This window comes from Clostridium sp. AF32-12BH (genome assembly GCF_003477935.1).
Lineage (GTDB): Bacteria > Bacillota > Clostridia > Lachnospirales > Lachnospiraceae > Brotaphodocola.
Genome location: NZ_QUEH01000007.1, coordinates 184,237 through 210,269 on the forward strand (window position 1 = coordinate 184,237; position 26,033 = coordinate 210,269).

General features: G+C 36.8%; 23 protein-coding genes. 15 read left to right on the forward strand and 8 right to left on the reverse strand.

Annotated elements, in window-relative coordinates; genetic code table 11:
* Positions 1-56 precede the first annotated feature (56 nt).
* Positions 57-3,473, forward strand: a complete 3,417-nt coding sequence (locus DWZ40_RS09190) for a phage tail tape measure protein (protein WP_118542752.1) — start codon at positions 57-59, stop codon at positions 3,471-3,473.
* A gap of 511 nt (positions 3,474-3,984) precedes the next feature.
* Here DWZ40_RS09190 and DWZ40_RS19525 read toward each other — a convergent pair.
* Positions 3,985-4,149: a hypothetical protein gene (locus tag DWZ40_RS19525; protein ID WP_182431691.1), complete on the reverse strand. Its 165-nt coding sequence runs from the start codon at positions 4,147-4,149 to the stop codon at positions 3,985-3,987.
* Positions 4,150-4,477: 328 nt separating this feature from the next.
* Between DWZ40_RS19525 and DWZ40_RS09195 the strand changes: the two genes are divergently transcribed.
* Entirely contained in the window at positions 4,478-4,693 is a 216-nt protein-coding gene (locus DWZ40_RS09195; RefSeq protein ID WP_118542753.1) for a flagellar export protein FliJ, read from the forward strand.
* Between the two features lie 385 nt (positions 4,694-5,078).
* The gene (locus DWZ40_RS09200) at positions 5,079-5,813 is read left to right on the forward strand and encodes a DUF3800 domain-containing protein (protein ID WP_182431692.1); all 735 of its coding nucleotides are present in this window, start codon (positions 5,079-5,081) and stop codon (positions 5,811-5,813) included.
* 290 nt (positions 5,814-6,103) lie between these two features.
* Here the strand turns inward: DWZ40_RS09200 and DWZ40_RS19530 are convergent, their stop codons facing one another.
* Positions 6,104-6,265: a hypothetical protein gene (locus DWZ40_RS19530; protein WP_182431693.1), complete on the reverse strand. Its 162-nt coding sequence runs from the start codon at positions 6,263-6,265 to the stop codon at positions 6,104-6,106.
* A 49-nt stretch (positions 6,266-6,314) separates the two neighbouring features.
* Here DWZ40_RS19530 and DWZ40_RS19535 point away from each other — a divergent pair, with 49 nt between their 5' ends.
* Both DWZ40_RS19535 and DWZ40_RS09205 read left to right on the forward strand, forming a co-directional pair.
* A complete protein-coding gene (locus DWZ40_RS19535; protein ID WP_182431694.1) occupies positions 6,315-6,473 on the forward strand; it encodes a hypothetical protein in 159 nt (52 codons plus the stop codon).
* A gap of 78 nt (positions 6,474-6,551) precedes the next feature.
* Positions 6,552-7,064: a hypothetical protein gene (locus DWZ40_RS09205; protein ID WP_118542755.1), complete on the forward strand. Its 513-nt coding sequence runs from the start codon at positions 6,552-6,554 to the stop codon at positions 7,062-7,064.
* 205 nt (positions 7,065-7,269) lie between these two features.
* Here DWZ40_RS09205 and DWZ40_RS09210 read toward each other — a convergent pair whose 3' ends face one another.
* On the reverse strand, positions 7,270-7,680 hold the full coding sequence (locus tag DWZ40_RS09210; RefSeq protein WP_118542756.1) for a hypothetical protein: 411 nt from the start codon (positions 7,678-7,680) through the stop codon (positions 7,270-7,272).
* 20 nt (positions 7,681-7,700) lie between these two features.
* Between DWZ40_RS09210 and DWZ40_RS09215 the strand changes: the two genes are divergently transcribed.
* The 7 genes from DWZ40_RS09215 (at position 7,701) to DWZ40_RS09245 (ending at position 21,156) form a co-directional block, all read left to right on the forward strand.
* On the forward strand, positions 7,701-12,980 hold the full coding sequence (locus tag DWZ40_RS09215; protein ID WP_118542757.1) for a hypothetical protein: 5,280 nt from the start codon (positions 7,701-7,703) through the stop codon (positions 12,978-12,980).
* Between the two features lie 69 nt (positions 12,981-13,049).
* A complete protein-coding gene (locus DWZ40_RS09220; RefSeq protein ID WP_118542758.1) occupies positions 13,050-13,832 on the forward strand; it encodes a phage tail domain-containing protein in 783 nt (260 codons plus the stop codon).
* Positions 13,832-16,786, forward strand: coding sequence for a phage tail protein (locus tag DWZ40_RS09225; RefSeq protein WP_118542759.1), 2,955 nt, complete (start codon positions 13,832-13,834; stop codon positions 16,784-16,786). The genes DWZ40_RS09220 and DWZ40_RS09225 overlap by 1 nt, the downstream gene beginning before the upstream one ends.
* 9 nt (positions 16,787-16,795) lie before the next feature.
* On the forward strand, positions 16,796-18,637 hold the full coding sequence (locus tag DWZ40_RS09230) for a radical SAM protein (protein ID WP_118542760.1): 1,842 nt from the start codon (positions 16,796-16,798) through the stop codon (positions 18,635-18,637).
* The gene (locus tag DWZ40_RS09235) at positions 18,634-19,035 is read left to right on the forward strand and encodes a hypothetical protein (protein ID WP_118542761.1); all 402 of its coding nucleotides are present in this window, start codon (positions 18,634-18,636) and stop codon (positions 19,033-19,035) included. Before DWZ40_RS09230 ends, DWZ40_RS09235 begins: the two co-directional genes overlap by 4 nt.
* A 36-nt stretch (positions 19,036-19,071) precedes the next feature.
* Positions 19,072-20,130 (forward strand): hypothetical protein, encoded by a 1,059-nt coding sequence (locus DWZ40_RS09240; protein WP_118542762.1) that lies wholly within the window; start codon positions 19,072-19,074, stop codon positions 20,128-20,130.
* Positions 20,131-20,175: 45 nt separating this feature from the next.
* Positions 20,176-21,156 (forward strand): hypothetical protein, encoded by a 981-nt coding sequence (locus tag DWZ40_RS09245; RefSeq protein WP_118542763.1) that lies wholly within the window; start codon positions 20,176-20,178, stop codon positions 21,154-21,156.
* A 4-nt stretch (positions 21,157-21,160) separates the two neighbouring features.
* Here the strand turns inward: DWZ40_RS09245 and DWZ40_RS09250 are convergent, their stop codons facing one another.
* Complete coding sequence (locus tag DWZ40_RS09250) at positions 21,161-21,457, reverse strand: H-type lectin domain-containing protein (RefSeq protein ID WP_118542764.1); 297 nt, start codon at positions 21,455-21,457, stop codon at positions 21,161-21,163.
* Positions 21,458-21,704: 247 nt separating this feature from the next.
* Between DWZ40_RS09250 and xerA the strand changes: the two genes are divergently transcribed.
* Positions 21,705-22,730, forward strand: a complete 1,026-nt coding sequence (gene xerA, locus DWZ40_RS09255) for a site-specific tyrosine recombinase/integron integrase (RefSeq protein ID WP_243035287.1) — start codon at positions 21,705-21,707, stop codon at positions 22,728-22,730.
* A gap of 129 nt (positions 22,731-22,859) precedes the next feature.
* Positions 22,860-23,258, forward strand: a complete 399-nt coding sequence (locus DWZ40_RS09260) for a hypothetical protein (RefSeq protein WP_118542765.1) — start codon at positions 22,860-22,862, stop codon at positions 23,256-23,258.
* Here the strand turns inward: DWZ40_RS09260 and DWZ40_RS09265 are convergent.
* The gene (locus tag DWZ40_RS09265) at positions 23,255-23,485 is read right to left on the reverse strand and encodes a hypothetical protein (RefSeq protein WP_118542766.1); all 231 of its coding nucleotides are present in this window, start codon (positions 23,483-23,485) and stop codon (positions 23,255-23,257) included. The two genes, DWZ40_RS09260 and DWZ40_RS09265, sit on opposite strands and share 4 nt — an antisense overlap.
* A gap of 92 nt (positions 23,486-23,577) precedes the next feature.
* Here DWZ40_RS09265 and DWZ40_RS19285 point away from each other — a divergent pair, with 92 nt between their 5' ends.
* Complete coding sequence (locus DWZ40_RS19285; protein ID WP_147354172.1) at positions 23,578-23,862, forward strand: hypothetical protein; 285 nt, start codon at positions 23,578-23,580, stop codon at positions 23,860-23,862.
* Positions 23,863-23,954: 92 nt separating this feature from the next.
* Here DWZ40_RS19285 and DWZ40_RS20315 read toward each other — a convergent pair whose 3' ends face one another.
* From DWZ40_RS20315 to DWZ40_RS19800, 3 genes are all read right to left on the reverse strand, one after another.
* Positions 23,955-24,089, reverse strand: a complete 135-nt coding sequence (locus tag DWZ40_RS20315) for a hypothetical protein (RefSeq protein WP_279220647.1) — start codon at positions 24,087-24,089, stop codon at positions 23,955-23,957.
* Between the two features lie 353 nt (positions 24,090-24,442).
* Positions 24,443-24,646, reverse strand: a complete 204-nt coding sequence (locus DWZ40_RS19795; RefSeq protein WP_147354173.1) for a hypothetical protein — start codon at positions 24,644-24,646, stop codon at positions 24,443-24,445.
* Positions 24,647-25,089: 443 nt separating this feature from the next.
* Positions 25,090-25,389, reverse strand: coding sequence for a hypothetical protein (locus tag DWZ40_RS19800; RefSeq protein WP_118542768.1), 300 nt, complete (start codon positions 25,387-25,389; stop codon positions 25,090-25,092).
* Between the last annotated feature and the right edge of the window lie 644 nt (positions 25,390-26,033).

A 26,033-nucleotide genomic window follows, 5' to 3' on the forward strand; every position in this document is an offset into this window, starting at 1 on the left:
ACAGCTACTCTCCTATTCTTGTGCCAAAAATTAGAGCGAATGGAAAGGAGAATATAATGGCAGATACAGATTTTAACATTGGGTTAGTCGCCCAATTAGACCCGGATAAATCCAAAACAGAAATCAATAGTGATATACAGGATTTACAGAAGAAATTAGATAAACTGAAACTGAATGCTGAGATTGATCAGAGTCAGTTGGACAATTTAAAAACCAAGATTGAGAATCTGAGTATGAAGTTAAATGATGTCACCATCTCCGCTTCTGCTCTTACAAATTTGGTAAATCAGGTCAATAATGCTTTACAGAGTATTCAGATTAATAATATTAATATTAGCGGTGGCGGTCGAAGTGGTGCTCAGAATGCAGGTCAACAGCTTGGCAAAATTATCTCTGATTCTGCTGAGAAAAGCATCGAAGCACTTTCCTCACAGGGCATTGATAAATATTTTAGAGTAAGTCCAAAAACATCTAATCAGTTTAAATCTGAAATGTCGAAGTTAGTTCAGGAGTGGACAAACGGAAAAGGTGAATTAAAGGATGTTCAAATACAGACTAGAACCGCCTTTGATGAGAATGTGAATGCGACATTTGAAAGACTTCACCAGGCAACAGTTACTTATACAAATGACTTGAATGAAGTTATCAGAAAAACAATTGCGTGGAGACAAATTGGTGTCACTCAAGATACGCAAGGTAATATGATTCCTATTCGTGGTTTTGTAGAAGTGGCGAGTCAGTATTCCAAGTCAATGAATACTGTTAATAAGCAGACTGATAACTTTATTAATAAACAAAAGACGGCAGTTAGTCGTTTTGAGAACGTATCAGCCTCTATCCAAAAGGGTTATTTAGACAAAAACGGTTCAAAGCCAATTAAAGACCTTGGAAACATTGCGGAATTAAATAATCAGTACGGTGAAGTTCAGACTGCTATCGAAAATCTGAAAAATGCAAATCAGAGTACATTCACCGATATGTACAATGAGGTATCTCGACAGGTAAGTATCTTAAAAGATATGGTCAAAGAATACCGAAATGCTGAAAATGTTGCTAGTAGTTTAAAGGGTACTGACTTCGTATCTGGTAAAAAGATTGCGGGCGAGAATTATAAGAAGTACAAAGCTGTTGCTGAAAGATACGACGGAACAGAAGTAACAAGATCAAGTCTTGAAACCGCTTGGAACAACATAACAGATAAAGCCAGTCTCGATGCATTTACAGATTCTCTTCGTGTTGCTAATGCAGAATTAAGCAAATTAAAAACTTCCGTTAATGAAGCGAATAAAGCTGAAAAGGTAGAGATAAAAGCCGACGGTTTAAAATCAACTTTAACAAGTTTGCAGAATCTTGATTCAGAATTCTCAACTTTTGAAGCTGATATTAATGGAGCAAAAGTATCCATAACAAGTTTGAACAATGAACTTGAAAACGTAAAAACTCCTGGTGAATTAAGTGTTATCAATGAGAAATACAAGGCGTTTGTAGAAGCTGCTAAAGCGGCTGGATTACAGGTAAAAGAATCTTCTGTTAAAGAAGCTGATGCTTATGATGTGGCATATCAAGAATTAAAGAAATTATATGATTTAAAAATTCAGTATGCTAAAATTGGCTCAAACAAGGATTCTGACTACTACTATCCTACTGCAATCTCGAAACAGGAAGAGGCTTACCGTCAAGCAAAATCACAAACTTCTACACCTGAAAACTGGGATATTCAGAAACGAATGGATTTAGAGAATCAAGAGTATCTGATGCAACAAAAATTGCAGGATGCTTATGATAAAACTAATGCCAAGTTGGAACAGATTCAGTATAATATTGATACCGAAGCTTATTCCGCTCAGATTGCACAGGTGACATCCGAAGCAAAAAAATTTGACGATTCTATATCATCAGAAAAGATTGAACAATACAAAATATCTTTGGTAGAGCTTCAAAAGGCTTATGAGAAGATTAAGTCTACTAAGGGTGATGAAAGAGTTTCTGCTGAAAAAGAATATCAAAAAGCACTTCAAACCAGTAAAAATATCCTTACTCAAGTGCGAGCAGAATATGATAAAACCAATGACCAAGTTGCTGAATTGAAAAGAACTAATCTGGCTGAGTCTATGCAAAAATGGGCTGACAATAATACAAAAGCCATGGGAAGATACGGTGAAACAATTCAGGAATGTATCAATAAACTGCGTGACCTTAGTTCTGTAATGTCAAATGCTGAATTTACTTCGATGCAGAATACTTTCGGTAGTGTCAAATCTTCCGCCAGAGATGAAGGTTTGCTCGGAATGTCAGTGTTTGATAAAGTCAAGAATGCTTGGCAGAAATTTGGTGGTTGGAGTTTTGCAACTGGTTCTCTTATGACTGCTATTAATAAGACAAAGGAAGCGGTTGTAGAATTTAAAAATCTTGACGATATTATTACAGAAATCAGTAAAACCTCAGATATGACTACTGAGGAATTGCAGAAGCTTGGGAAAGCTGCTTTTAATTCTGCAAGTGATTATGGTAAAAACGCGTCTGATTATTTAAGAGGCGTTATGGAAATGTCCCGTTCTGGTTTCTATGGTGAACAGGGTGAATCCATGGCGAAACAGTCATTGCTTGCACAGGCGGCAGGTGATATGACTGCTGAGTTGGCAAATAACTATGTCATTGCCACTAATGCTGCTTATAAGTTCAACGGTGAAGCAGAAAAGATTAATGATGTAATCGACGGACAAAACGAAATCACCAACCGAAACTCTGTTGCCATGCAAGATATGGCAGAAGCTATGTCGGAAGCTGGCACAGTAGCATCCAGTTACCGGGTTTCCATAAAAGATTTATCAGCAATGATTGGTACTATTGAAGCTGTTACCAAATCTGGCGGTTCAGAAGTCGGAAACAGTATTAAGTCTATCTTAATCAACTTACAGAACGTATCTTCAAGTAAAATCGTTAAAACTCTTGATAAGGCAAATGCTTCTATGACCGAAATGGTTAACGGAGCAGAAAAACTTAGAAATCCTATTGAGATTTTGAGAGACTTGGCTGATACATTTACAAAACTTGATGAAGACGATCCATTAAGAGCCGAAATTCTTACAAATGTAGCGGGCAAATACCAGGCTTCGAAGCTGGCAGCATTGCTTCAGAACATGACAATGTTTGATAAGATGCTTGGTGATTATGGCGACGGTTCTGGAAGTGCCATGGTCGAGGCTCAGAAGTCTGCTCATAACTTAACTGGTGAGTTAAATACGCTTGGCAATACATGGAAAAGCGTTGTCAATGATTTCGTAGATGCTGAATTTCTGACAGATTTAACTCGCATTTTAAATGATTTGTTATCTGTCGTAAAATCATTTACAGGTATTTTCAAACAGGGAACAATTTTCTCTGTTTTAGCCGGAATAGCCGGAGCAAAAGGTTCGGGGTTAACTAAAGTTTACCAGCCTATTTCTATGAGATTATGTAATAATGCCATATAATCAAAATAGAGATATATTGCGATTTGATGCCGTTCATCGAGCAATCCGTACCTAGAATTTTATATTCTAAAAATGTTGAATATCGGGGGAAGCCGTAGCCTAGAAATAGGTCGTCGCACACTGCAATAAAAGCTTATGGAAACATAGGTGTGTGTTTACTTAGGAAACGAAAACGGTAGTCCCGACACGTTATAAATGCTAATCGAAAGTGTGATTTCGAGATGTTATATCGTGCGAGAGGCTGACAAGATACGATCGGATATAGGCGTAATTATATTCGATTGCAATATACATGATCCACCTGGGAGAAATTCCTGAGAAGCGAATAGGGATACGGAAAGTAGTTAATACTACTGCCCTACTTAGTACATATCACACAACTTTATATGAAGCTTGGAAATTCATATAGAGAATAAAAGAATGGAGCCGCCATAGAGACGACTCCATGAATAAAGAAACTTTAAATAATGAAGAAATTGATTTAGCCGATGATTGGATTTAGTGATTGTAGTTATTGCTTGTCATAGAAGTTCGCTTCGAACTCAATAGTTGTAGTGACTGGGTTCAGTGCAATGTGGATGCGCTGTACGTCGGCACAAACAACTATCACGATTGAGATAGAAGTTATACTCACAAGACTTGCAATATATTTGATTAGTTTGGTTTTTCTCTTCATTTTTCACCTCCTTCCTGTACGTGACATACAAGAAAGGCGTGAAAATGGGAGAATACCCTAGAAGTGAATTAATCACTTAGAAACGTCCTTTCTGGCACATGATGTACCATCTTTCGGCTCATGTAAAACACTACCACCGGCTCCACACCGACCGAATTACCGCAAGTACATTCATTTGGTGGTCTTATGAATATAATTCAGATGAACTTATTCTACTATAATTTGCCAATTTTTGCATTCAGAACATTTGTTCAATATTTACAAAACTGGCAGTATATGCTAATCTATTCTTGTCAATAATATTCTTCAAAGAAAGGAATGAATGATAATGGCAAGAGGACGTAAAAATTATACTTTGGAAGAACAGTTAGATAAAATCACAGCTGAAATTAACAATATGGAATCATCTCTCACTGAGTTAAAAGCAGCGAAAAAGGAAATTGAAAAGGAGATAAAAACTAAAAGACTCGAAGAGCTGAATGACTTAATTGAAGCAAATGGAATGACTTTCGATGAAGTCAAAGAGTTATTGAAAAAAGACTGACAATAAAGTTTAAGAGAGCCTTAACTGGCTCTCTTTCGTTTTGTTAAGCGTATTTGATTACCAGAATCAAAATAGTTACTGCAATAACAAACCAGATGTTAATATCATAATTGCCTTTCATAAGAATTCATCCTCCTTCTTTTGTATTTTTAAAAAATTGTTACATTTCTATTTATCCTCCTTTTTCAGCTTCAAGTTTTTTTGTTCCATTAACATCATTTTCGTTTTACCTCCTGTATATCGTTCTATTATTATTATACTAAACATGTGTTCGATTTCTCCACAGTTTTTGATAATTTTTTAAAATATCGAATATATGTTCTGATAGTATTATTATCATCATTGGAGTATAATAATGATAATATACAAAAGATCGGAGCGTAATATGGCGAATTATTTTTTATTTCTTGATGAATTGAAGTCAAATAAGGAGTATAAACATTTCTGTATTGGTGGATGCTTTGTGGAAGAAAATTATTATAGAACGGAACTTGTAAAGCGAGTAAATGCATTCAAAAGTCATATTTTTGGAAATACATCAGTTGTATTGCATGAAAATGAAGCCAGGGGTAAAAAAGGTGCTTTTAGAAAATTAGGAACATCAAAAGAAAAAGAAGTTCAATTTTGGACTGAACTTGGTAATATATATGCCGATAGCGATTTACATACTTTGTGTGCTGGTGTAGAAATGGAAAATTTGACAAAATACTATCCTACAAAAACAGAAAAGGATAGCGAATATTATATTACATTACAAATTGTTTTAGAAAATTTCGTACATTTCCTAATTGATGTTAAAGGAACTGGAAGTGTTTATCTTGAATCAAGAGATATGAATGTAGATTATGAATTGGAAAAACATTATAGTATGATAAAAGAAAACGGAACATTGTTTCTCAGTTCAGAATTAATGCAAAAACATTTGCGTTCCATTAGTTTTCCATTGAAAATTGATAATAATATTGGATTGCAGCTTGCGGATTTTGTATTAAATCCTGTAGCTAGAAATTTTCAAAATAAACAGCAACGAGAATTAAATATTTACACACATATTAAAAATAGTGCATATAATGGAAATATAGATAGACATGACAGATTTGGGCTGAAAAAAGTTTTATAAAAAACACTTGACAACTTTCTATTTATTTGATATTATATATTCGCATTGAAAATACATCTGAATGAGCCATAGATGCCTCTCGTTGTATTTTGTGCAGTTGCTTCGAATGACTTCGGGTCTCTTAGGCAACCATATATGATAAAAGCATACTCATTCCTGTACAGACTTTGTTTGTGCTAACCAGTCACTTTTATCATCCCTATGAATATTAACTGCTATGTGGAAACATATAGCAGTTTTTTGTATATAAAAAGAGTAGCAATGCCTCGCTACTCTTCTGTATTATCCCCCTAAAACATACACTTAACCAGTGTTTTATAACAATCGTCGTCAATACAGATTAAAGATTTCTCTCCGTCTTTCCACTGGATTGCGACAAGATACTCTTTCGACTTCTTTCCTTTTAACCCGGCAATCGCTCCGATCCCGCCGAAAAGTGCTACTTGCCTCATATCAGCTTCAGATGTATAATATATAAAACATACAAAGGAGAAAGATAATATGAGCGAGAACGGAAATAAAAACAATTCTAATAACGAGCGAATTGTAGAGATTTCTCAGAAAACACCACAATCCAGAGTAGATTTTAACAGAGGTTCTACTACTATTAAAAATCTTGATAAAGATAGCGAAACTAAGCCAAGACAACAGAATCCATAAGGAGATGATTTTATTAAAGATATTATAGAGCTAATTCAAAACATCCCACTAATCCTACAGTATTTTGTGCCTGGATGTATGGGACTTTTACTCGTAAGCAAATTCACAAATTTAAAAATTAAAGATCTTAATTTTGCGATATTAAGCATTATATATAGTTATGCTTCATATGTATGTATTGGATCTTTTTACTCTGATTTATTAACTAAACCAGTTATGATGTCAGCTGCTTCTATTATTGTATGCTTGGTCGCATCTATATTTTTGATTATCATATTTAAAAGTAAACATGTTCAGGATGGATTAATCAAGCTTTTTAATACGAACTTAAACACTACTATTTGGGATGAAGTGATTGATTACAAAAACGGTACTAATATCAAAGTATACCTTAAGGGACGAGATTATTACATTCTTGGATCGTATAAATATCACGAAGACGGAGCAGTCGACCCATTTTTTGCAATTACCTGCTATTCCAAAGTTGATCGGACAACGTGTAAAATAGATGCATATCTCGATCATAATGGTGAATATGACAGATATTTTGTCTTTAGATTAAGTGATGTGGAATACATGGAAACGTTTTAATAGGCGGATCGTAATAGTCCGCCTATTTCTATATCCTATTCGTGTCCCATAAACGGTAATGTAACAATAAATAATATTACGAATATAAGAACAAGAATTCCTAAATTTTTAATTATTCCTTCTAAGAGCGACGGATCTCCGGTGAGAGCCGCGTACAACGCCTAGCAAACCAATAAAAATACCAAAATCATCTTCTACCATCCCACTAAAAATCACTTCCACACCCGTTACAATGCCACTGCTTTCCTATCTTACCGCTGAACAGACCAAACAATCCTATTGACACTGCTTTACTCATGCCGCTGATTTTTGAGCAGTTAGTTCCGCCGCAATACGGACATTTTACAGTTGGCTGAGAAAGATAATTGGCTTTAGGTGGAATTTTCGGCATTTGCGAAATCCGGCGTTCATATTCATCTGGGTCGTGATATTTCAGTTCAATGAGTTCCTTTGTCAGTTTTGGATCTCTGGTTACATTATGGATGGCAAATACATCTTTCATTTTTACTTCACCATTACCATCTTGAATTATTTTTTCCAGCTGTTTATTGTGACAATGTCGACATTCGGTTGATTCATCAGTATTTAGTTCACAACAATTCATGCAGATCAGCATACAATACCTCCTCTAATAATTTGTCCAAGCATCTTATTAGAGATATTATACCACTTTCTTTTCTAGTAGTAAACTTTACGGAGAGTGGAAAAGTTACATCAAGTATTGTAGATTATGTTCGTGAAAAGTTTGGTGAACAAAGACAGCTGCAAGATGCTTACAAAGCAATAGGGAATATGACGCCCGATGTTGCGAATAATATCAAGAGTTGGGAAGAATGGAGTAAGCAGATTGGCACGACAAATCAACGAGCGATCCAATTCTTTAAATCTGTAGATAATGGTGGCAATTCGATTAGAGATTTAGAGTCTCATATCACAACCGTATCGTCATTGACTGCAAATTTAGGTAGGGCATTATTAAACGCAGCAACAAATTTTGGTGTTACGTTGGTTGCCGCTCTCGCATTTAGAGCTGCGTATGCAGTGTGGGATCATTTTGCTCATAGGATTGAGAATATTAAAAAGGCTTCCGATGAAGCTAAAAACAGTATCCAAGATTTACGTGATGCTTTTAATAACCAGAAACAATTAGTTTCCGATGTGGCTAGTTCTTATGAAAAGCTTTCCAAAGGTGTGAATTTAAAAACTTTGGAGAATGTTGGTCTAAGCAATGATGATTACCAGGAATTTCTTGATATCAATAAACAACTTGGCGATGCTTTCCCGCAGCTTATTTCTACCATTAATGAAAATGGCGATGCTGTTTTAACTCTTGGTCAGAATGGAAGGGCTGCTTCCGAAGACTTAAAAGAGTTATTAAAGCAAGAGGAAGAATTACAGAACTATAAGATTGCAGAAAACATTGAGGATTTGTATGCTGGCGTAAAGGTTCAGATACAGGAAACGCAAGCTGCTGCTGAAGAATTAAAGAAACAAGCCGAAGAAACCAATAAGGTAATTGAGGATTTTAAGAATCCAGACCTGAATGATATTTTCTCTTTCAATGGTAATATCGGAAATGAAAACGATCTGAAACGTCTTAAAATATATCAGGATGCTGTAAATAAGTTTTATAATGACTTATCAGCAGAGAATAAATTAAAATATCAGGATATATTATCTCCTGCTGCTCTTACTCCGACTTATAGTGGTGCGGACGGAACTGCATTTCAGTTTGTTTTAAATGCTGTTACTCTGACGGACGATGAAAAAACTACCTTGAGTGCTTTAATTAAAGATGAAGCAGGATCGGTTGCTTTCGAGTTGAAGGATTCTTTGGGAACAGCTATCGCAGAGCAAGCTTCCAATTCTAGCGCATCTGACTTAGCGTGGAAGGATTTCATTTCTTCGCTTGTATCTGCAATGAAGTCGAAATCTTCATTTAAAGAATTAGGTGATGTTGACCCAGCGCTTCAAAATATTGCCGTACAGCTTGTTCAAGGATTACAGTCAGATGTTGTAGATCAAATGTGTGATGATCCATTTAGTTATATCTATACTGAAATACTTGGGCCATTAACAGCTTTGGGCGAGAATGATGAAGTGCATCAGCAGGTTGTAAATGCTTTCAATAAATTGTTGAATTTAGACAGCAGCGACCTTGCGCCGGATGAATTAAATTCGTATGTAGATGCGCTGATTCAGCAGATTGCAACTCTGTTGAATAAGAATCCTGTAGAATTAAAAGTTCAGCTTGGTTTTGGTGGAACAGACGATTTGGCAAGGAATTATACCAATGCCGTTAATATTACCAAAACTCAATATGGCGACCAGGACAAGAATTATGACTGGGACGGTTGGTTTAAGCGTGCGAAAATTGATACACAGGAAGAAATTGACCAGTGGAATAAAATTCGTTCCGAATGTGATGATGCAACGGAAGCTAGGAAAAGATATTTTAAGCAGAACAATGTCATCAATCGCGGTGGTACTCTTGGTCAGGAACTTGATAGTATCAGTGCGTTAAGTGACGGGTTTGAAGCTTTAGAGAAGATTTATGATAAAATGAATAATAAGAAGCCATTTGACTTCTCTTCTCTCACGGATTCTAAATTCACCAAGAATTTTAATATCCCGGAACTTCAAGATGAGTACAATGATTTTATGACGACCATTGCGAAGTCGCCTAAGAATTTCGATGCTTGCAAAGCTTCTCTGGATAAGTTAGTAACTGCCTATGTCTACAATTCTGATGCAATTACAAATCTGAATGATGACAATGCGGCGGCGGCGCAGCAATATTTAGAGTTGTTAGGCATCACAAATTCCGAAGCTCTGGTTGAGACGGAATTGGCTCAGAAACACGCAGCCGTAGCGTTGGCGACTATGGATTTGACAGCCGCAACCGAAGAAGAAGGAAATCAGCTTGCAGATTCTATTTCTAAGCTGGCCGATGAAAGCGAAAGTACGGATGAAGCTAAACGGTCATTCATGTTGTATGCTGCTGAGAAATTAGCATCTAACCTTGCTATTGACCCGAAAGGCGATATTTCCGCTCTCGCTGCTATCGTAAACACTCTTGGTCTTGCTACAAACGCGTGGATTAAATATTACCAAGCGAAACGTGAAATGCAGGCTATGGACGCAGCCGGGTTGTCGGTTGATGCTTCTGGTTCTGGATATCATACGTTCTATACAGATAAAAATGGAAATACCTTGACCGATGCGGAAGCTGCTTCTCTTCGTGCAAATGGTGGATTGACCTATGCACACAGAGTCTACGGCGATGCCTATAAACAGAGAAATGATTCGATTGTTAATATGGCTGAAAATCTCGCTAAAGATTTTGAGGAACAAGCAAAGACCATGGCTGCTTATCAGCCTACTGGTGCAAAATCGTCCGGAGGTTCAAATAAAGGCTCTGGTTCTAAAGAAGGCACTGAGTTCGATTGGATTGAACGGAAAATTAATATCATTAATGAGAAAATTGAGACAACCAAATCAAACATCGAACAGCTTGTCGGCTACAAGGACAAGAATGCCGAGACTGATACTGCCCTCGATTTAATGACTCAGAAGCTCGAAATCCTTCAGCAGATGTCCGACGCTTACATGAAGTCTGCTAATGAAATTGGTCTTTCAGAAGACTACATAAATCGCATCAAAAATGGTGATGATTTTGTAGAGGAGATTGGAGACAGGGATATTGCTGACAAGGTTAAGAAGTATCAGGATCTCTATGATAAGGCACAGGACTGCACCAAGCAGATTTCCGACCTTAACAAAGAGATTAAGGAAACTGCTCTCTCTGAATTGGATAACATCATCGACCAGTATGACCAGTTAAATGATGTTCTCTCCAAACCGCTTGATACTCAGCTTCAAATTCTGGATTGGCACAAGGCTTCCGGTACCATGGAAGTTGTTGCTGATGACTATATCGCTCTTGGCGAAACTCAGAAGCAAATCGCTCAGAATGCCCGTGAGGAATATGATCGACTTGCCGAAAAGATGAAGAAGCTGAATCTGAAAGAAGGTTCGGATGAATGGAAGAAATACAATGACCAGTTGATCCAGTGTAAGCAAAACATGGTTTCCGCTGCACAGGCAGTTGAGGACTATAAGGATCAGATGAAGGATCTTGTTTACAAGGAACTCACTGATTACAAATCCAAGATGGATTCTATCAATAACACTATCTCCACTATGACCGATCTCATTGGAGATACAAAATTGGTAGATGAAACTGGTAAATTGACTGATCGTGGTCTTGCTCAGATGGCTCTGTATGCACAGCAGTTAGCCAATGCAAAACAGGAAGCGGCTGAGTATGATGAGGCAATCAAGTCGTTGGCTGATGCGCTTGATTCTGGGCTTATCACCCAGGACGAGTACAATTCCATGCTCTCCGATTACCGTTCTTCCCAGGAGTCCGCTGTAAGTGCAACCAAAGATGCTCGTGATGCTATTATCTCTCTTGCAAAGGAAGGTATCCAAGCTGAAATTGATGCTCGTAAGGAACAAACCGACGCAGCCATTGAAGCTCTCGATGCTGAAAAGGATTTGCATGACTATACCGAGTCTATCAATGAGAAACAGAAAAATATCACTACTTTGCAGAAGAAAATTGCTGCTCTCTCTGGTGCTACTTCCGGTGCGGAATTGGCACAGAGATTACAGTTGGAAAATGATTTAGCGGATGCTCAGAAAGACCTTTACAATACTCAGTATGATCATAATCGGGAAGAACAGAAAAAGATGCTCAATGACGCTTATGATGCTTACGAAAAAGAAAAGAACGACGAGATGGATGAACTCGACTCCAATCTTGCCGCTCAGGAAAAGGCAATCAATAAGTATCTGAGCGAGGTCAAAGCAAATTATAAGACCGCCTACAAGGTGTTAAACCAGTATGGTGACGAATATAATCTGTCTGCGACCGAAGATCTCACTACACCGTGGGAATCTGGTTCCAGCGCTGCAAATCTGTGTGCGGATGCAATCGGTGATGCGGTAGCAAATATCAACTATGAGATTTCCAATATTGATATTTCTCCTCTCGAAGAACTGATCTCCGCTATGCAACAGTTGGCTGACTATGGAATTTCTGGTTCTGGTGACGGAACGCAGTCATTCAAAGACGTAACTGGCGAAGGTAAATGGCACAAAGGTTCCGGCGGTCGTTATTGGTATGGTAACTCTAATGAAGATTATGTATCAGGTGGAATTTACACCATTGAAGGTCAACAGTATGGTTTCGGTGACGACGGCTATATGTTTGAAGGCTGGAATAACGAGTACGACGGTAACTGGCGCTATTTCCAGAAAAAAGACGGTTATATGGTTAAGTCCGACTGGGTACAGGATAAAGGCAAGTGGTATTATCTTGATAAGAATGGCGCAATGCTGACTGATTCGGTCGTTAAAGATAAGAACGATTCCAACAAATACTACTATGTCGATGACAATGGTGTGTATGACGGGAAAGAACTTACTTATGACCAAGTAAAGGCAATGGGTCTTAAAGTTGGATATCGCAAAGGAACGAAATCTGCTGATAAAGGTTGGCACGCTGAAGGTGAAGACGGATATGAGCTGATAGAAGCAGATGACGGAACGATGCTTAGAAATTATCATGGCGGCGAAACTGTATTCACAAAGGCTATGACTGATAATCTCTGGAACTTCTCAAAGAATCCGAATATGTTCGTTGATGATTTGAAGAGCAGTCTCGCTACTGACGTTCCTATGATTAATAACAGTATGGCTCAGAATATTAATATTAATATTCCTATTGCCGGAAATGCTGATATGAACACTGTCAACGCAATTAAAGAAATGCTTCCGGAAGAAATGAAGAAGTATGCTACTGGCCCAATGTTTAGAGATATTCAGAAGGCTGGTAGAGGTTATCGTTAAAATAAAGGGAGTCACCTGTTATTGGGTGGCTCCTATTTCTATGTAAAAATATTTGAGGAGGTGAGGAAAATGCTATCAGATTTTACTTTTAATGGTGTCGGAAACGATGAATATGGAGTCATTTGTGTGGCTTTTGATGCTCAGACAAAAAACAATTATTCTGGTCAGAAAACAGATTTAAAAACTGAACTTTCTGGTGACGGTCGCAGATTTGAAATTTATGATCAGAAATACAGTGAGCCAATGAGCTTTAATTTTCAGATCGTGAACAAAGATATGACTTCCATTACGCCGGAACAGGAACGATATATCAATAAGTGGCTTTGCAGTAAAGGTAAATATTCGTGGATGTTTATTCAGGAATCTCGTTATGCTGACATCTATTTTGAAGCGGTTATCTCTAATCCTCAAGTTATAGATGTTGCCGGGGTTTTTGGTCTTGAATATACGGTAACTACATCTTCTGCTGTCTGCTTCAGCGATGAGCATGATGATTCGGTTACGCTGACCCGTGATGATAATTCTTTTGAACTGTTCTTATTTAACGACGATGAATGTTATGTCTATCCGAAAATTGAGATTACTTTTGCCGAATCTGGCGATTTCCAGTTAAAAAATAGCATGGAGAATGAAGATTATTATTTTGAAGTAAAAGGCGTGACAGCGGGTGAAACTATTACTTTCGATAATGAAATCCCACTTATTGAATCATCTTCTACTCCCCATGACGTTTGGAATGACTGTAACAAAAAGTGGTTCCGGCTCTTCGACGGTGAGAATACCGTATCTGCAAATCTGGCATGTACCATGAATTTAAAATATAGAGAGACAAGGAGGTTGATTGTTTATTAATGAGATTTTCATATAATAGATACCAGGAACTAGAAACTCCTCAGACCTTCCTTGCGTATCCGAATAAAAAAATAATCTGTGAAATTCCTGCCACAGACAGAAAAACGGAGTTCTCTCTAGTCAATCCTTCGACTTATAACTTCTCCATTAATAAGTATAAGGACGGAGTAAAATTCAAGTATTATGACGAGATTCAGATTGGTAGATATTTGGAATTTAGAGATTGCGCCTGGTTCAGAATTACGGACGTTTCTACTGAAGGCGACGGACTGAACGAGACATTAAGTGTAACAGCTTCTTCGTTGGAAATTGAGACTTCTCAAACTTATGTCACCGCACTTGGTTCTCTCGGTACGGATGAAGACGATCAGGGTGGACTGGATATTTACTGCCTCTATAGTGAAACGGATCAAGCTCACAGTATCCTACATAAATTCTTTGAAAAGAATCCAACTTGGTCAATGGGTTATTTTGATTCTGAAATCAAGAACGAATACCGTATTGTAAGCGAAGAAAGTATCACTTCCTATGATTTGCTAATGTCAACGGCAATGGAATTATGGGAGTGTATATTTCTGTTTGATACCTTCAAGAAAACTGTATCTGCTTATAAAGTAGAGAACGTCGGTAAAGTAACATCTATCTATCTTGCGTATCGCAACCTGATCAAGAAAACGACAATCGAATACAACATTGATGATGTAAAGACCGTGTTTTATGTAGTTGGCGGCACAGATGCAACAAATACTACATTGTCCATTGCGGATGTAAATCCGTCTGGAAATGGTTATATATCGAATTACAACTATTTCTTGAAAGATATGTCCAAGGAATTACGAGAAAAATACCAGGAATACCAGAAGAAAATGGCTGATAATCTGGAACCGTATCAGAACGCAATGGCTAAGATGCAGGAGTTGTATGATACTCTTGCTAATCTCTACAATGCTCATCCAGATAAAGAGGATTCAACCGATTGGACGCAATATGGTAGTGTTGAGCTAAAGGGGCGAATCGCCACCTTTAAAAATCTGATGAGTATTTACAACGATGATTCTTCCGGAAAGACTTATCAGGAAGCATATACAAATTATACTAACGCTTCTGCTGAATTAACTAAGCGAGAAAAACAGATTGAAGATTGTAATAACCAACTTGAAGCTGCGCAAGAGTTAGCAAAAACTTATGTTGTAAATATTCAAGATTATCTTGGTGATGAACTATATAAAGAACTTTCTTTGTTCAACCGAGAAGATACATTTAGCGATGATTCATTTGTGGCTACTGATGCTATGACAGAATCGGATGTATTTAAAATGAAGAAAGCACTTTTAGAGCATTCTCAGAATGAACTTGCAAAAGTATGTTTTCCTCAGTTTACCATGACTGTAGATAGTATCAACTTCCCAAAGATTTTCCGCTATAAGAAGTATACTGACCAGTTGGAACTCGGTAATATCGTAACTATCAATATGGAAGACGGTTATGATATTGAAGCAAGAATCTTGAAGATTTCTATTAACTGGGATAATCCTAGCGACTTCTCTCTCACTTTCAGTTCAAAGACTTCACTCGAAGATAATGTATTTGAATATGAGGAAATTAAAAACGAAGTAAGCAACTTAGGAAATTCTCTTGGAATCTCCTCTTCTGCTTGGAACAACGCATCTCAATCTTCTGCTACCATTCTGACTGATATGAGTACGTTCTTGAACGCTTCTCTGCGTGAAGTTCAAAACTCCAAAGACAACGAAGTGAATATGGACGGCACGGGTATTACTATTCGGAAATCTAATGGTGACGGCACTTATGATCCTAATCAGTTATGGATGACTCGCGGCAATATCATTATGACGGATGATGGCTGGAAATCGGTTAAGATTGCAATCGGCTCTGTCGAAATCAAAGGACAGAGAATTTTTGGCATTGCAGCGGATCAATTGATAGGGCGGATGATGATAACTGAAACCATGTATATTCAGAATAAGAATAACAGTTTCACGATTGATGATAAAGGTCTTGTCGCAAAGTCATCTTCTAATAACTTCTCTCTCACCATTAATCCAGACGATCCGTCTGCAATTTTCACTATCAAAAATGGAGACAATACAATTCTTGGAGTGGATGCTTCGGTTACTCCAAATAAATTTGTGTTCAAAGGAACACTTGAATCTACGGACGGTCATATTGGTGGCTGGACTATTGGTAAGGATTCCTTAACCGCTGATAACGGATCGGTCGGATTATCTTCCGCTCTTTCAAGTTCAATAAAAATATGGGCTGGTGGAACAGATGCGAATAATGCTCCATATCGAGTAGGTTCCGACGGCTCTTTGTATACCAGTAAAATCAATGTACAGGGTGGAAATATGCAAATTGGCAATATCTTTTCTGTAAATTCATCAGGTGTTGATATTACTGGCAGAATCACGGCAACTTCTGGTAAGATAGGTGGATTTGAAATACAAGGAAACAATCTATCTGGTGCAAAAGGCGCTCAGATTCAATGGGGTGCATTGTTTATCGATGGAGACAGCGCAGAATTAAATGATCTAATGGTAAATGGAGATTTTTATGCTGGTGGACTTTATGATAGCGGCACGGACGGAGACGGAACATGGATTGAAGCAGACGGTGGAACAATTCATACACCAGAATTATATATCAAAGCTTCCTTTTGGGGTGGCATGAGTGTTACAGAAAAGGTCGAAAAATTGTGGAATACCGTATATGGTGGCGGCTGGAATCCATGTAAACGAGACTATTCATGTGAAGAAGACACTGCATGTAAATGCGAAGGTGGAGTTTGTATTTGTGACGGCAAAGGTGATGCGCCGTGTATTGGAGAAAGCGAAATCCCATGTGAAGGTTATGACGGTGACAGCGGATGCGATAAATGTTCTTGTGATAGCAATAGCTGCGATAGTCCGGTAATTTGTTCAAAAGGAGGCTGATTTTTCTTAATGGAAATTATTAAAAGTTCCAACAAAACGATTTTCAATATTCTTGGAGAACAAATTTATTATCTGAGATATGAATATAGGAAAAGTTATTATCAATATAAAACAAATTATAATGATGTTGTTTTACTTGAAAACACTTTAACTCAGCAAATTATTGCGATGTCAAAACAAGAATATGAAAATCCTACAGATGAGATTCGTTCATTTCTTGTTCGAAATTGGTATATGCTTCCAAATGATGTTGCGGAAAAAACATTGAGTCATATGGTTGAGTCCAGCTTTAAATATAGAAACAAGGCTGATTATCATGGTATCATTGATTCTTTTGTGATTTTTACAACAATGAAATGTAATGCAAATTGCCCTTATTGTTACGAAAAAGGACGCTCTCAGCCAACAATGACTATGGAGCTGGCTACTGATGTTGTAAAATTTATTGAATCCAAACATGGTGATAACCAGGTTAATCTACACTGGTTTGGCGGAGAACCTTTGGTAAACTCTGATATTATCACATATATTTGTGGCAAGTTATCAGCCGACAATGTTCCATACAAATCTCACATGATAAGCAATGGTTTCTTATTTAATTCATTAGATATGGATATGGTTGTGAATAAATGGAAATTGAAAGATGTTCAAATTACATTGGATGGAACAGAGGAAGAATATAATAAGATAAAAGCATTTAATGGTCATTTTTCAGAAGGTTTTAAGACTGTAATCAGCAGTATTCATAAACTCGTAGATAATGGTATTCAGGTGACGATTCGTATGAATCAATCGCATAAGAATTACAAGAATCTTATTGAACTCACAAACTACATTGCGAATGAATTTTCCGATAAAGTTAGTGCATATGCACATCCTTTGTTTGCCGATAAAAACAATAAATTGACAGATGAAGAATGGTCACAGACATACGAAGGTTATATCCAACTGGACAAAGCGTTGAAGGAATGTAAATTGAGAGGTATTCAAGGAGTTTCTACACTTAGACCTCATCATTGTATGGCAGATAGTGATCATATGGTATGTATTACTTCTGAAGGGAAATTGACATTATGTGAGCATTTTAGCGAAACTGAAATCGTTGGTGATATATGGAATGGGATAACTGACACGGATTTGGTAAATGAATGGAAGGAGCCTGCGCCAGAACTTGATGAATGTGCTACATGCTGGAAATATCCAAAATGCTTCAAATTGAAAAAATGCGAAGTGTCCGATGAATGTAAATATGGTGCAATTAAATTTGAGGAATATTTGGAAGACCAGGCTATTCGAATAACTTATAAGAGGTATCTGCAAAGAGTGAATGAATCATCAAAAGTTTCCACTCAACAGCAAATTAACCTAATTCCAGATAGAGTTGTAAAATTGGCTGAGTCAGAAGTAGGATACTCTCTTGAAAATCGTGACTATGGAAATGAAATATTCGGTAAACGAAGACATTCTGGTTGGTGTCTGCCGTTTATTTACGATATTTTCAAACGAGCATACAGCGGAAACTTTAATCAAGTGTTTGGTTTTAAAAGTCTCCCGGCAGTAACTCACCAACTCAAAAAATTGTTCCAGAATCAAAACAGAATTTACAATGTGCCGCAAGTTGGAGATCTTGTTTTTTATAATCACAATGGCTGGACGGATCACATTGGTTTAGTTTCAGAAGTTGATGACACTGCACAATATTTTTCCTCTGTCGAAGGAAATGTAATTATAGACAATGTATCACAAGTTGTAAAACATGAACATATCTCAGTAAATGATGAGTCTATTGTTGGATTCGGAAGACCGAACTACAGAATAGACAAACAGGAAGAAAAGGAAGTTAAAGTATGAACTGTAAAATGAAAGAAGCAATCAATATGTATGGCACACTGGACAAGCTTTCTAAAACGACTTGTCCATTCCGTGTTACATATTGGGTAACAAAGAACATCCATGCCCTCTCTCCCACTTTTGAAGCATTCTCAAAGGAACGAGATCTGATTTATGCTGATTGTCTTTACGCGGATAAGGACGGCAACAGAGCGCATCAGAACGAGAATGGAGACTATATTCTCAACGTTAAAGAGGATAAAAAAGAGGAATGGATTAAGCGATTTGATGAACTTGATAAGTTCGATGTAGAATTTGAGCCATATCTGCTTGATATTGATAAGCTAATGGAATCTGATCCAGATTTTAAAATCGAACCACAGCTTATGACTGCTCTCATGCCGTTTATTAAGTTCTAAACTAACAATAAAATTCACATAGAAAGGAGGTTGAAAATGGCACAATTAGTCAAACCTTTAAAGGTGGATTTAACTCAGGAATCTTCGTATATTTATATGAAGGTTTCTCAGTATGAAGATAATTTCAGAAAATATCAAGTTATCTTCACAGATAGAGGAATCCCGATTAATAATCTGCGAGGAGATGAATTAATCACTCTGCATTTATGTGAATCTGGTGAGGAAAAGGAATATGCAAGCCGGGACTGCGTGTGGGAAAATGGGTATCCATATATTACATTCTCTTCTAACATGTTGAGCCGCGCCGGAGATATTGATGCAAAATTCTCTATCTATTCCAAATCTGATCCGTCACTGAGTTTTTCAAGAATGTGGCATCTAAACGTGCAGAGAAGTTTGATTGATTATGAAGGCATGATTGCTTCGGATGATTTTAGTATTCTCCATAATCTAATTGAACAGGCTCTTATGATTCCAGAATTAATTGAGAAATTCAATTTGTCACAGGATCAGATTAACCAATTAATTGTAAAAATTAACGCCGATATTGCAAGTTATCAGCAGCAGTTTACCGCGATGAAGAGCCAATGGGATACATCATTCCAGGAAGCTTTAGATGCGGTAAATGCAAAGTTAGCCGAATACCAGAATACATTTTCTACGATGGAGACAACCTGGATTAAGACGTTTCAGGATACTCTCGATGGTGTAAATTTTGATATTGCCGGTTACAGAACCGATTATGCAGTTTTAAAGGGTGAAATAACAGATTGGTACACTGAAGCACAGCAATCTGAAGAAATGCGTGTTTCAAGTGAGAAACAGCGCCAAGAAACCCTTGAAAATACTATGGTTTTGGTCGATCAAAAAATCGCTGCGAGTGACAAAGCGACCGAAAATGCAAAAACGGCAACAAGTAACGCTGACGCGGCGACAGAGGAAGCAAAGAAGCAAGCTGCTCTCGCGGAAGTGGCGGCTGCAAATGCTAAAGCGGCAACAGAAGCTTTGCATTATGAATTAATTGATTGTGACGGAGGGTATGCAAGCACCGATCCAGAAAGTTATGAAAATGACTTTAATGGAGGCGGTGCTTAATTTTTGCCTAAAAATAAATTGATATAATAAGGAAGGAGTTCGATTATGGCTTTAACAAACTTTAGACCGAGAGGCGATGTAAAAGCCAACTGGGAAGCTGCTAATCCTATTATCAAAGAGCGCGAAATGTGCATTGAATGGGAAGAAGCTATTGGAGTTGGTCAGCCTAGAATTAAATTCGGTAAATCTGGCAGTACAACGCATTATATGGACTTGGACTATGCTGTGCTGCCGATCAAACATGATACTAAGGATGGTTGGTCTTCCGCCAATCCTGTACTTGAAAAAGGTGAAATTGGTGTTGAGTGGGAAACTGTTATTGGAGAAGGTGCAGTTTGTATTAAATTGGGCGATAGAGTAACTGCATGGAATGACTTGGAGTACGCTTCTACTAACAGATTAAAAGAAATTATTGAGCCGTCCAGTGATAATGAAGCACTTGCAGTTGGCGATACTCTTCCGGCTATCGCTGGTAAACTGAATAATCAGCAGGAGTTTTTAAAGACGAAACTCGGCTATGACAGATTGGATGCACTGGTTGCTAAATTATCTGGATTATCTGATCGGGATTTTACTGGTATCATGGAATTTCTGAGTGATAGAAAATTTGACAAGGCAAACGTGTACAACGGACTGGATTCTACGAATGCTAATCTCGCACTCTCTGCCGCTGCCGGAAATAGTCTGTCAACTAAGCTCGGAACAGGAAATTTACCGACAGGTATGAATAACGTTGTTGACGGACTTACTCAGCTAAATAGTAATATGAATGAAACATTAGTAAATCGTGGGATCATATCCGGTGATTTAAATAGAGGTAAAAACAGAGGAATACTCCCCGGAATTTATGCTATCCAGTCTTCATCAACTATTATCAATGGTCCATCCGGTTTTAATGGATGGAGTATTTTTATTCAGTTCCCAGATAATCTATCAACTCAAATGATATTGGATACTGGTGGTACTAAAAAAATTAATATTAGAAAATACGCAGGAAGTAATCCAGAGTGGACTTCATGGTCTTAAATGATTATTTCGCAATAGCAAGCCATGTCAATGCAGGTGTCAAATTATTTTCACTGGCATTGGCTAGTCTGATGACGAAACCAGTTTTTGATCTATTGTTAATAAATGCAGTTATCTTACCATAATTCGAATTGGCAGTATCTGATTCGATACTGACGATCACTTTGGGGACTGTATCAAAAGGTGTTTTAAATGTAATTTCTTTATCTACGATTGTTCCTGGCGCACTTTGCACCGTAACATTATTGCATTCAATATTACTATTTAGTGAAGTAACTTCCAGTAAATTTATATCTGACAATTATCAATATTGTCTGATATTTCTAGCAATAAAAATTCACGTATTTTCTCAAACGCTCACCAAATTATTTTTTCAATATCAAAACTGATACCACCACTCTTCCACTTTGATAAAACGCAAAATATAAAAAACACATACTTCTATTTTTCATCGTTTTCATTTTTACATAAATTTCCAAATCGTTCGGAGAACTACTAAACAGAAACAAGGAAACAAAATCTCAAAACGAAATTTGGAGGAAATTATTATGATGAACAATGAGAAATTTAGAAACAGTGTATTAGCAAAAGCAAAAATGGTTTGTGGCTTTACTTCTGAGCAGTTAATGATGCTGGAAAATATTCTGATTGAGGAAATGCGTGGATTCACATTGAAACAGGAAGAAACTCAACTAATGATTAGAGACAATGAAAATGAGAAGCTGCTTAACATTTTCTTGGTACGCAAGGAATTTGTAAATCTGTCCAAAGGCAGCATTAGTAATTATAAAGGATTTCTCGGTAAGTTTATCGCTGACACTCCGAAATCGTTAAAAGATGTGACTACCGATGATTTAAGAATTTATCTCAGTCTGTACAAAAAGGAGCGTGGAGTTTCTGATCGCACAGCTGACAACTACCGCTTAACTTTCAGTTCCTTCTTTGGGTTCTTGCATGATAACGGTTATATTCCGACTAATCCGACAGCTGCACTGGAACCGATTAAGTATAAGGCAAAATGCCGGGAATTCCTGACTCGTCTGGAAGTGGAGAAAATCCGCCGTAAAATTACTGATATTCGGGAAGAAGCAATGTTTGAGATGTTCTACTCTACCGGATGCCGTGTCAGCGAAATTGCAGATATGAATCTGTCTGATATTAATTTTGATAATAATTCCATTAAAGTGTGCGGAAAGGGCGATAAGGAACGTATTGTATTACTGACTGACAAGGCAAAACTTGCACTTCTTGACTACCTGAATGTGAGAGAAGACAAAAATGAAGATGGAACTCTGTCTAGTGATGCTGTATTTGTAAATTCAAAGGGAAAACATGCAAGACTAGGTAAGAGTACGTATGAATCCATGATTAAAGCTATGGCAACACGTGCCGGAATCAAGCGCAATGTGACACCTCATGTATTAAGACACACTTTTGCAACACACCTGTTAGAGACTACTACCATCGATGTTGTCCAGGCTTTATTAGGACATGTCAAGGCGGATACAACCAAAATTTATGCAAAGATTTCAATGAACAAAATTCAGCATGATTTTAATCTTGCTGTACTGTAACTTATTAACCAATTGGCTATTGGTTTAGAAATAGGAATTTGGCTGTCGTGAGATGGCTTATTAATGATGAATAAATATAAGATTTTGAATGCATAAATTTGGATGTTGAAGTTGTGGTTGGATGAGATTATGGTGATTGGTAGTAATAAGGCAGATATAAATCACAGCCATGCGTGGTCTACGATCACAGGAAAACCCAGTTCGTTTACGCCTGTCAGCCATACGCATGATGATAGATACTATACCGAAACTGAGATTAATAATAAGCTCAAAAGCATCGTAATCGTGAAATCGTTCACAATTGCTCTCAACAAAGTGACATCGCTGACGGAAAAAACCTATACAATAGATGTATCATTATCTGGTTATACTCCACTTATTGCCATAGCAACTGATTATGGAAATGTGGACAACAACATATTCTACTGCGGGATAAGCGGAAATAAAGTCAATATAGCAATTAAACAAGGTTACACTGGTAATGCTGCGATTCAAGCACATGTCGGGGTCATGTATTTGCATAACTAAATATGTAATATTTTCAACTTCACTTTAGTATCAGCGAATACAGTATTTGATCCAGCTTCTTTTATGAGAACATACAGAATTCCATTATATGTGTATAATTGGGCTGATACATTAGATCCTTTAACTCCATCAATAACATATGCAGCAATGGTATTTTCTACAGTATATCCATACTGTAGAAGGCTAATATTTGAATACTGATTTGTAGTGTTTTCTACTAAATCCACTTTTACGCTTTTCTTACTAGATTTCGCGCTGTTTCAAAATGTATAAAAATACACTTATGTTTATATGACTTAGTTTTATTCGTAGTAATAAGATGGATAAAACAACCATTACCAATAATGGATTAAATCACATTAGAGTCGTTAAGCTTGATGAAACATCTAGTGGAACTTTATCATTTCAAGTTCCAGATTGCGGCGGTCAGACAGCTACTGGTTATCTTATGTACGATACAATTTCTTGCTGGTTTTCATATATCAGCAATCAAAATAAGATAACAGGATTATCTAACGCAACCATTAAAGATAATGTTGTAACTTTAACAGGTCTGAAAAATTATATTCATGGGGCAGCAATTATTGCATTAAGATTTAGTTAATACGATCACATAGAATACGTTATTTAAGATATATAACATGAGCACACAATCCTTTGGCTCCATCAATAGAGGAATCATTGATGAAATGCTCATTATGATGTTAAACGAATATAGCCATAATCAATGCCATTCAAGTAAAATCTTGCATAAGCTCCAATACCATCTTTAGCTATTGTAATTTGCACACCTTTGATGCCAGCAATATTACTAGATTTTAACATGATCAAATGTATAATATTCGTTATTTTTGTATTTAAATGCAACAAATCTAGTAATAATGATGTGCTCAACACCAATGCGAAAAAAGTGGGTAATTTAACAGTAAAAAACATGTGCTATAACGGTGGCGGGTACGGCAGAACATTGTGTATAAATGGTGATTATTACGGTAAAACAGCTCCGACGAACATAGACTGTTATTACATCGCTATTAATGGTAGTGATTATAAATTATATATAGGGCTTCAGCAACATGGAACGTCTGTTATAACATGGCATTAAGCTGAAAAACGTCCGATTAAAACGGGATTTTTGTAAAGTACACACTTTAAAATTACAATGCATGTGCGAATAACTGACATTACACAGGAATTTTCCAAACAAGTTTACCACCGGAATAGAAAACAACGCCTTTAGTACCTTCTGTCATGAATCCGATATAACAGTGAGTCCCGTTTTCGTCCAAAAAATCCAAATAAACATTATTAAGGCCGTTTTCGCCTGATCTAACACCAAATGTTTGTACGTGACCGTCAAAATAAATTTTTTTGTTGCCAGCTGGCATCTTGGTGTTTATTAGATCAATATTACTACTTCGACTTCCATAGTGCATAAACATGCATTTCTAAAAGTTAAAAAGTTGGTATTCCTAAGAGGTTTTATATAGTATTGTAGTAATTTGCAACAGCGATTACTGGTTTCGTATGGCGGCTTATCTTTGTATAAAGACAATACCGGAAAAGTGTTATACAGTAGCGATTTTAATATGGCTACATCGATGTCTGCCAATGCTGCCAACCTCGTCAATAACACAACATGGTCTTGCCCTGGTATCGAGAGTGCATTAATATTGCCAGTCAGAGTAATGGAAGCATCAAACAACATACATATTTGTATGGGATTTTGGATTGTATTCGCTAATGGATTATATTTTGTACCTTTAGTAGCAACATCTTCTCCAACTAAAATAATCGGTAGTAATTACATCAATTAAAAAGTATGATCATTTTAGACCCAAACAATTTTACTGCTGTTCCAGTAGACCATGCCCCATTTTGGGGCAGAGTTTTCAGACATGTTAAACGCCATTATTCTGGTATATGGAGCACCGTAACTGGTGCCTTTAAATACAATAATGTAGTTTTCTGTATTTAAAAAAGGAATATCAGAAACTGTTTTATCAAACGCTGCCATATGTATACCATCAGACATTTTCTTTATGATATTTAATAGAGTACCTGATGTAAACTTTTTGCTAACATCTATACGGTTATCTAAATTACTAGATTTGCCATCGCGGCTTATCATGTATATTGTTGCATATTGCTCGTATGATTATGCAATATATTTGTGAAATCTAGTAATATTGGCAAAGCGAAAATAATTCAATCAACTAGCTTGTCGGATTTTGATTCTAAAGTGGTCGCTGATGGTTTATATATTGTATATGGTGTAATTAATAACGCTGGCTATATATCATTTGATATTAATTGGATGCGTTTGCAGTTTAAAATCGACCTAAACAAAGTTCAATATAGATCGAAATATGGCGATAGCTCTTTTACCGCATGGACTATACTTAGTGCTTAAATGATCATAGAGACTAGTTACTATTTATCTAGCAATGTATTGATAATATATATTTTTTTCTGTTCCTGGACCTATGTTTTGCTCATTGAAAGATGACAAATGAAAATAATATTTTGATCCATCGCCTGTAAGACAAATAATTGCATCAGCATCATTAGTATATGCTGATAGAATAATGTATTTTGATGTATTTACGTCTGTATATATGTTACCATTACCATCTGTTGTTCCAGTTACATAAGTTTCTTTTATGTGTTTTTTTAAATTACTACTCTTCTGCTTTCTGCATTGTATAAATATGCATAATTTTTATCAAAAATCTAGTAATATTGATATTGTTTTGGAAGCAGAAAATAATGTTA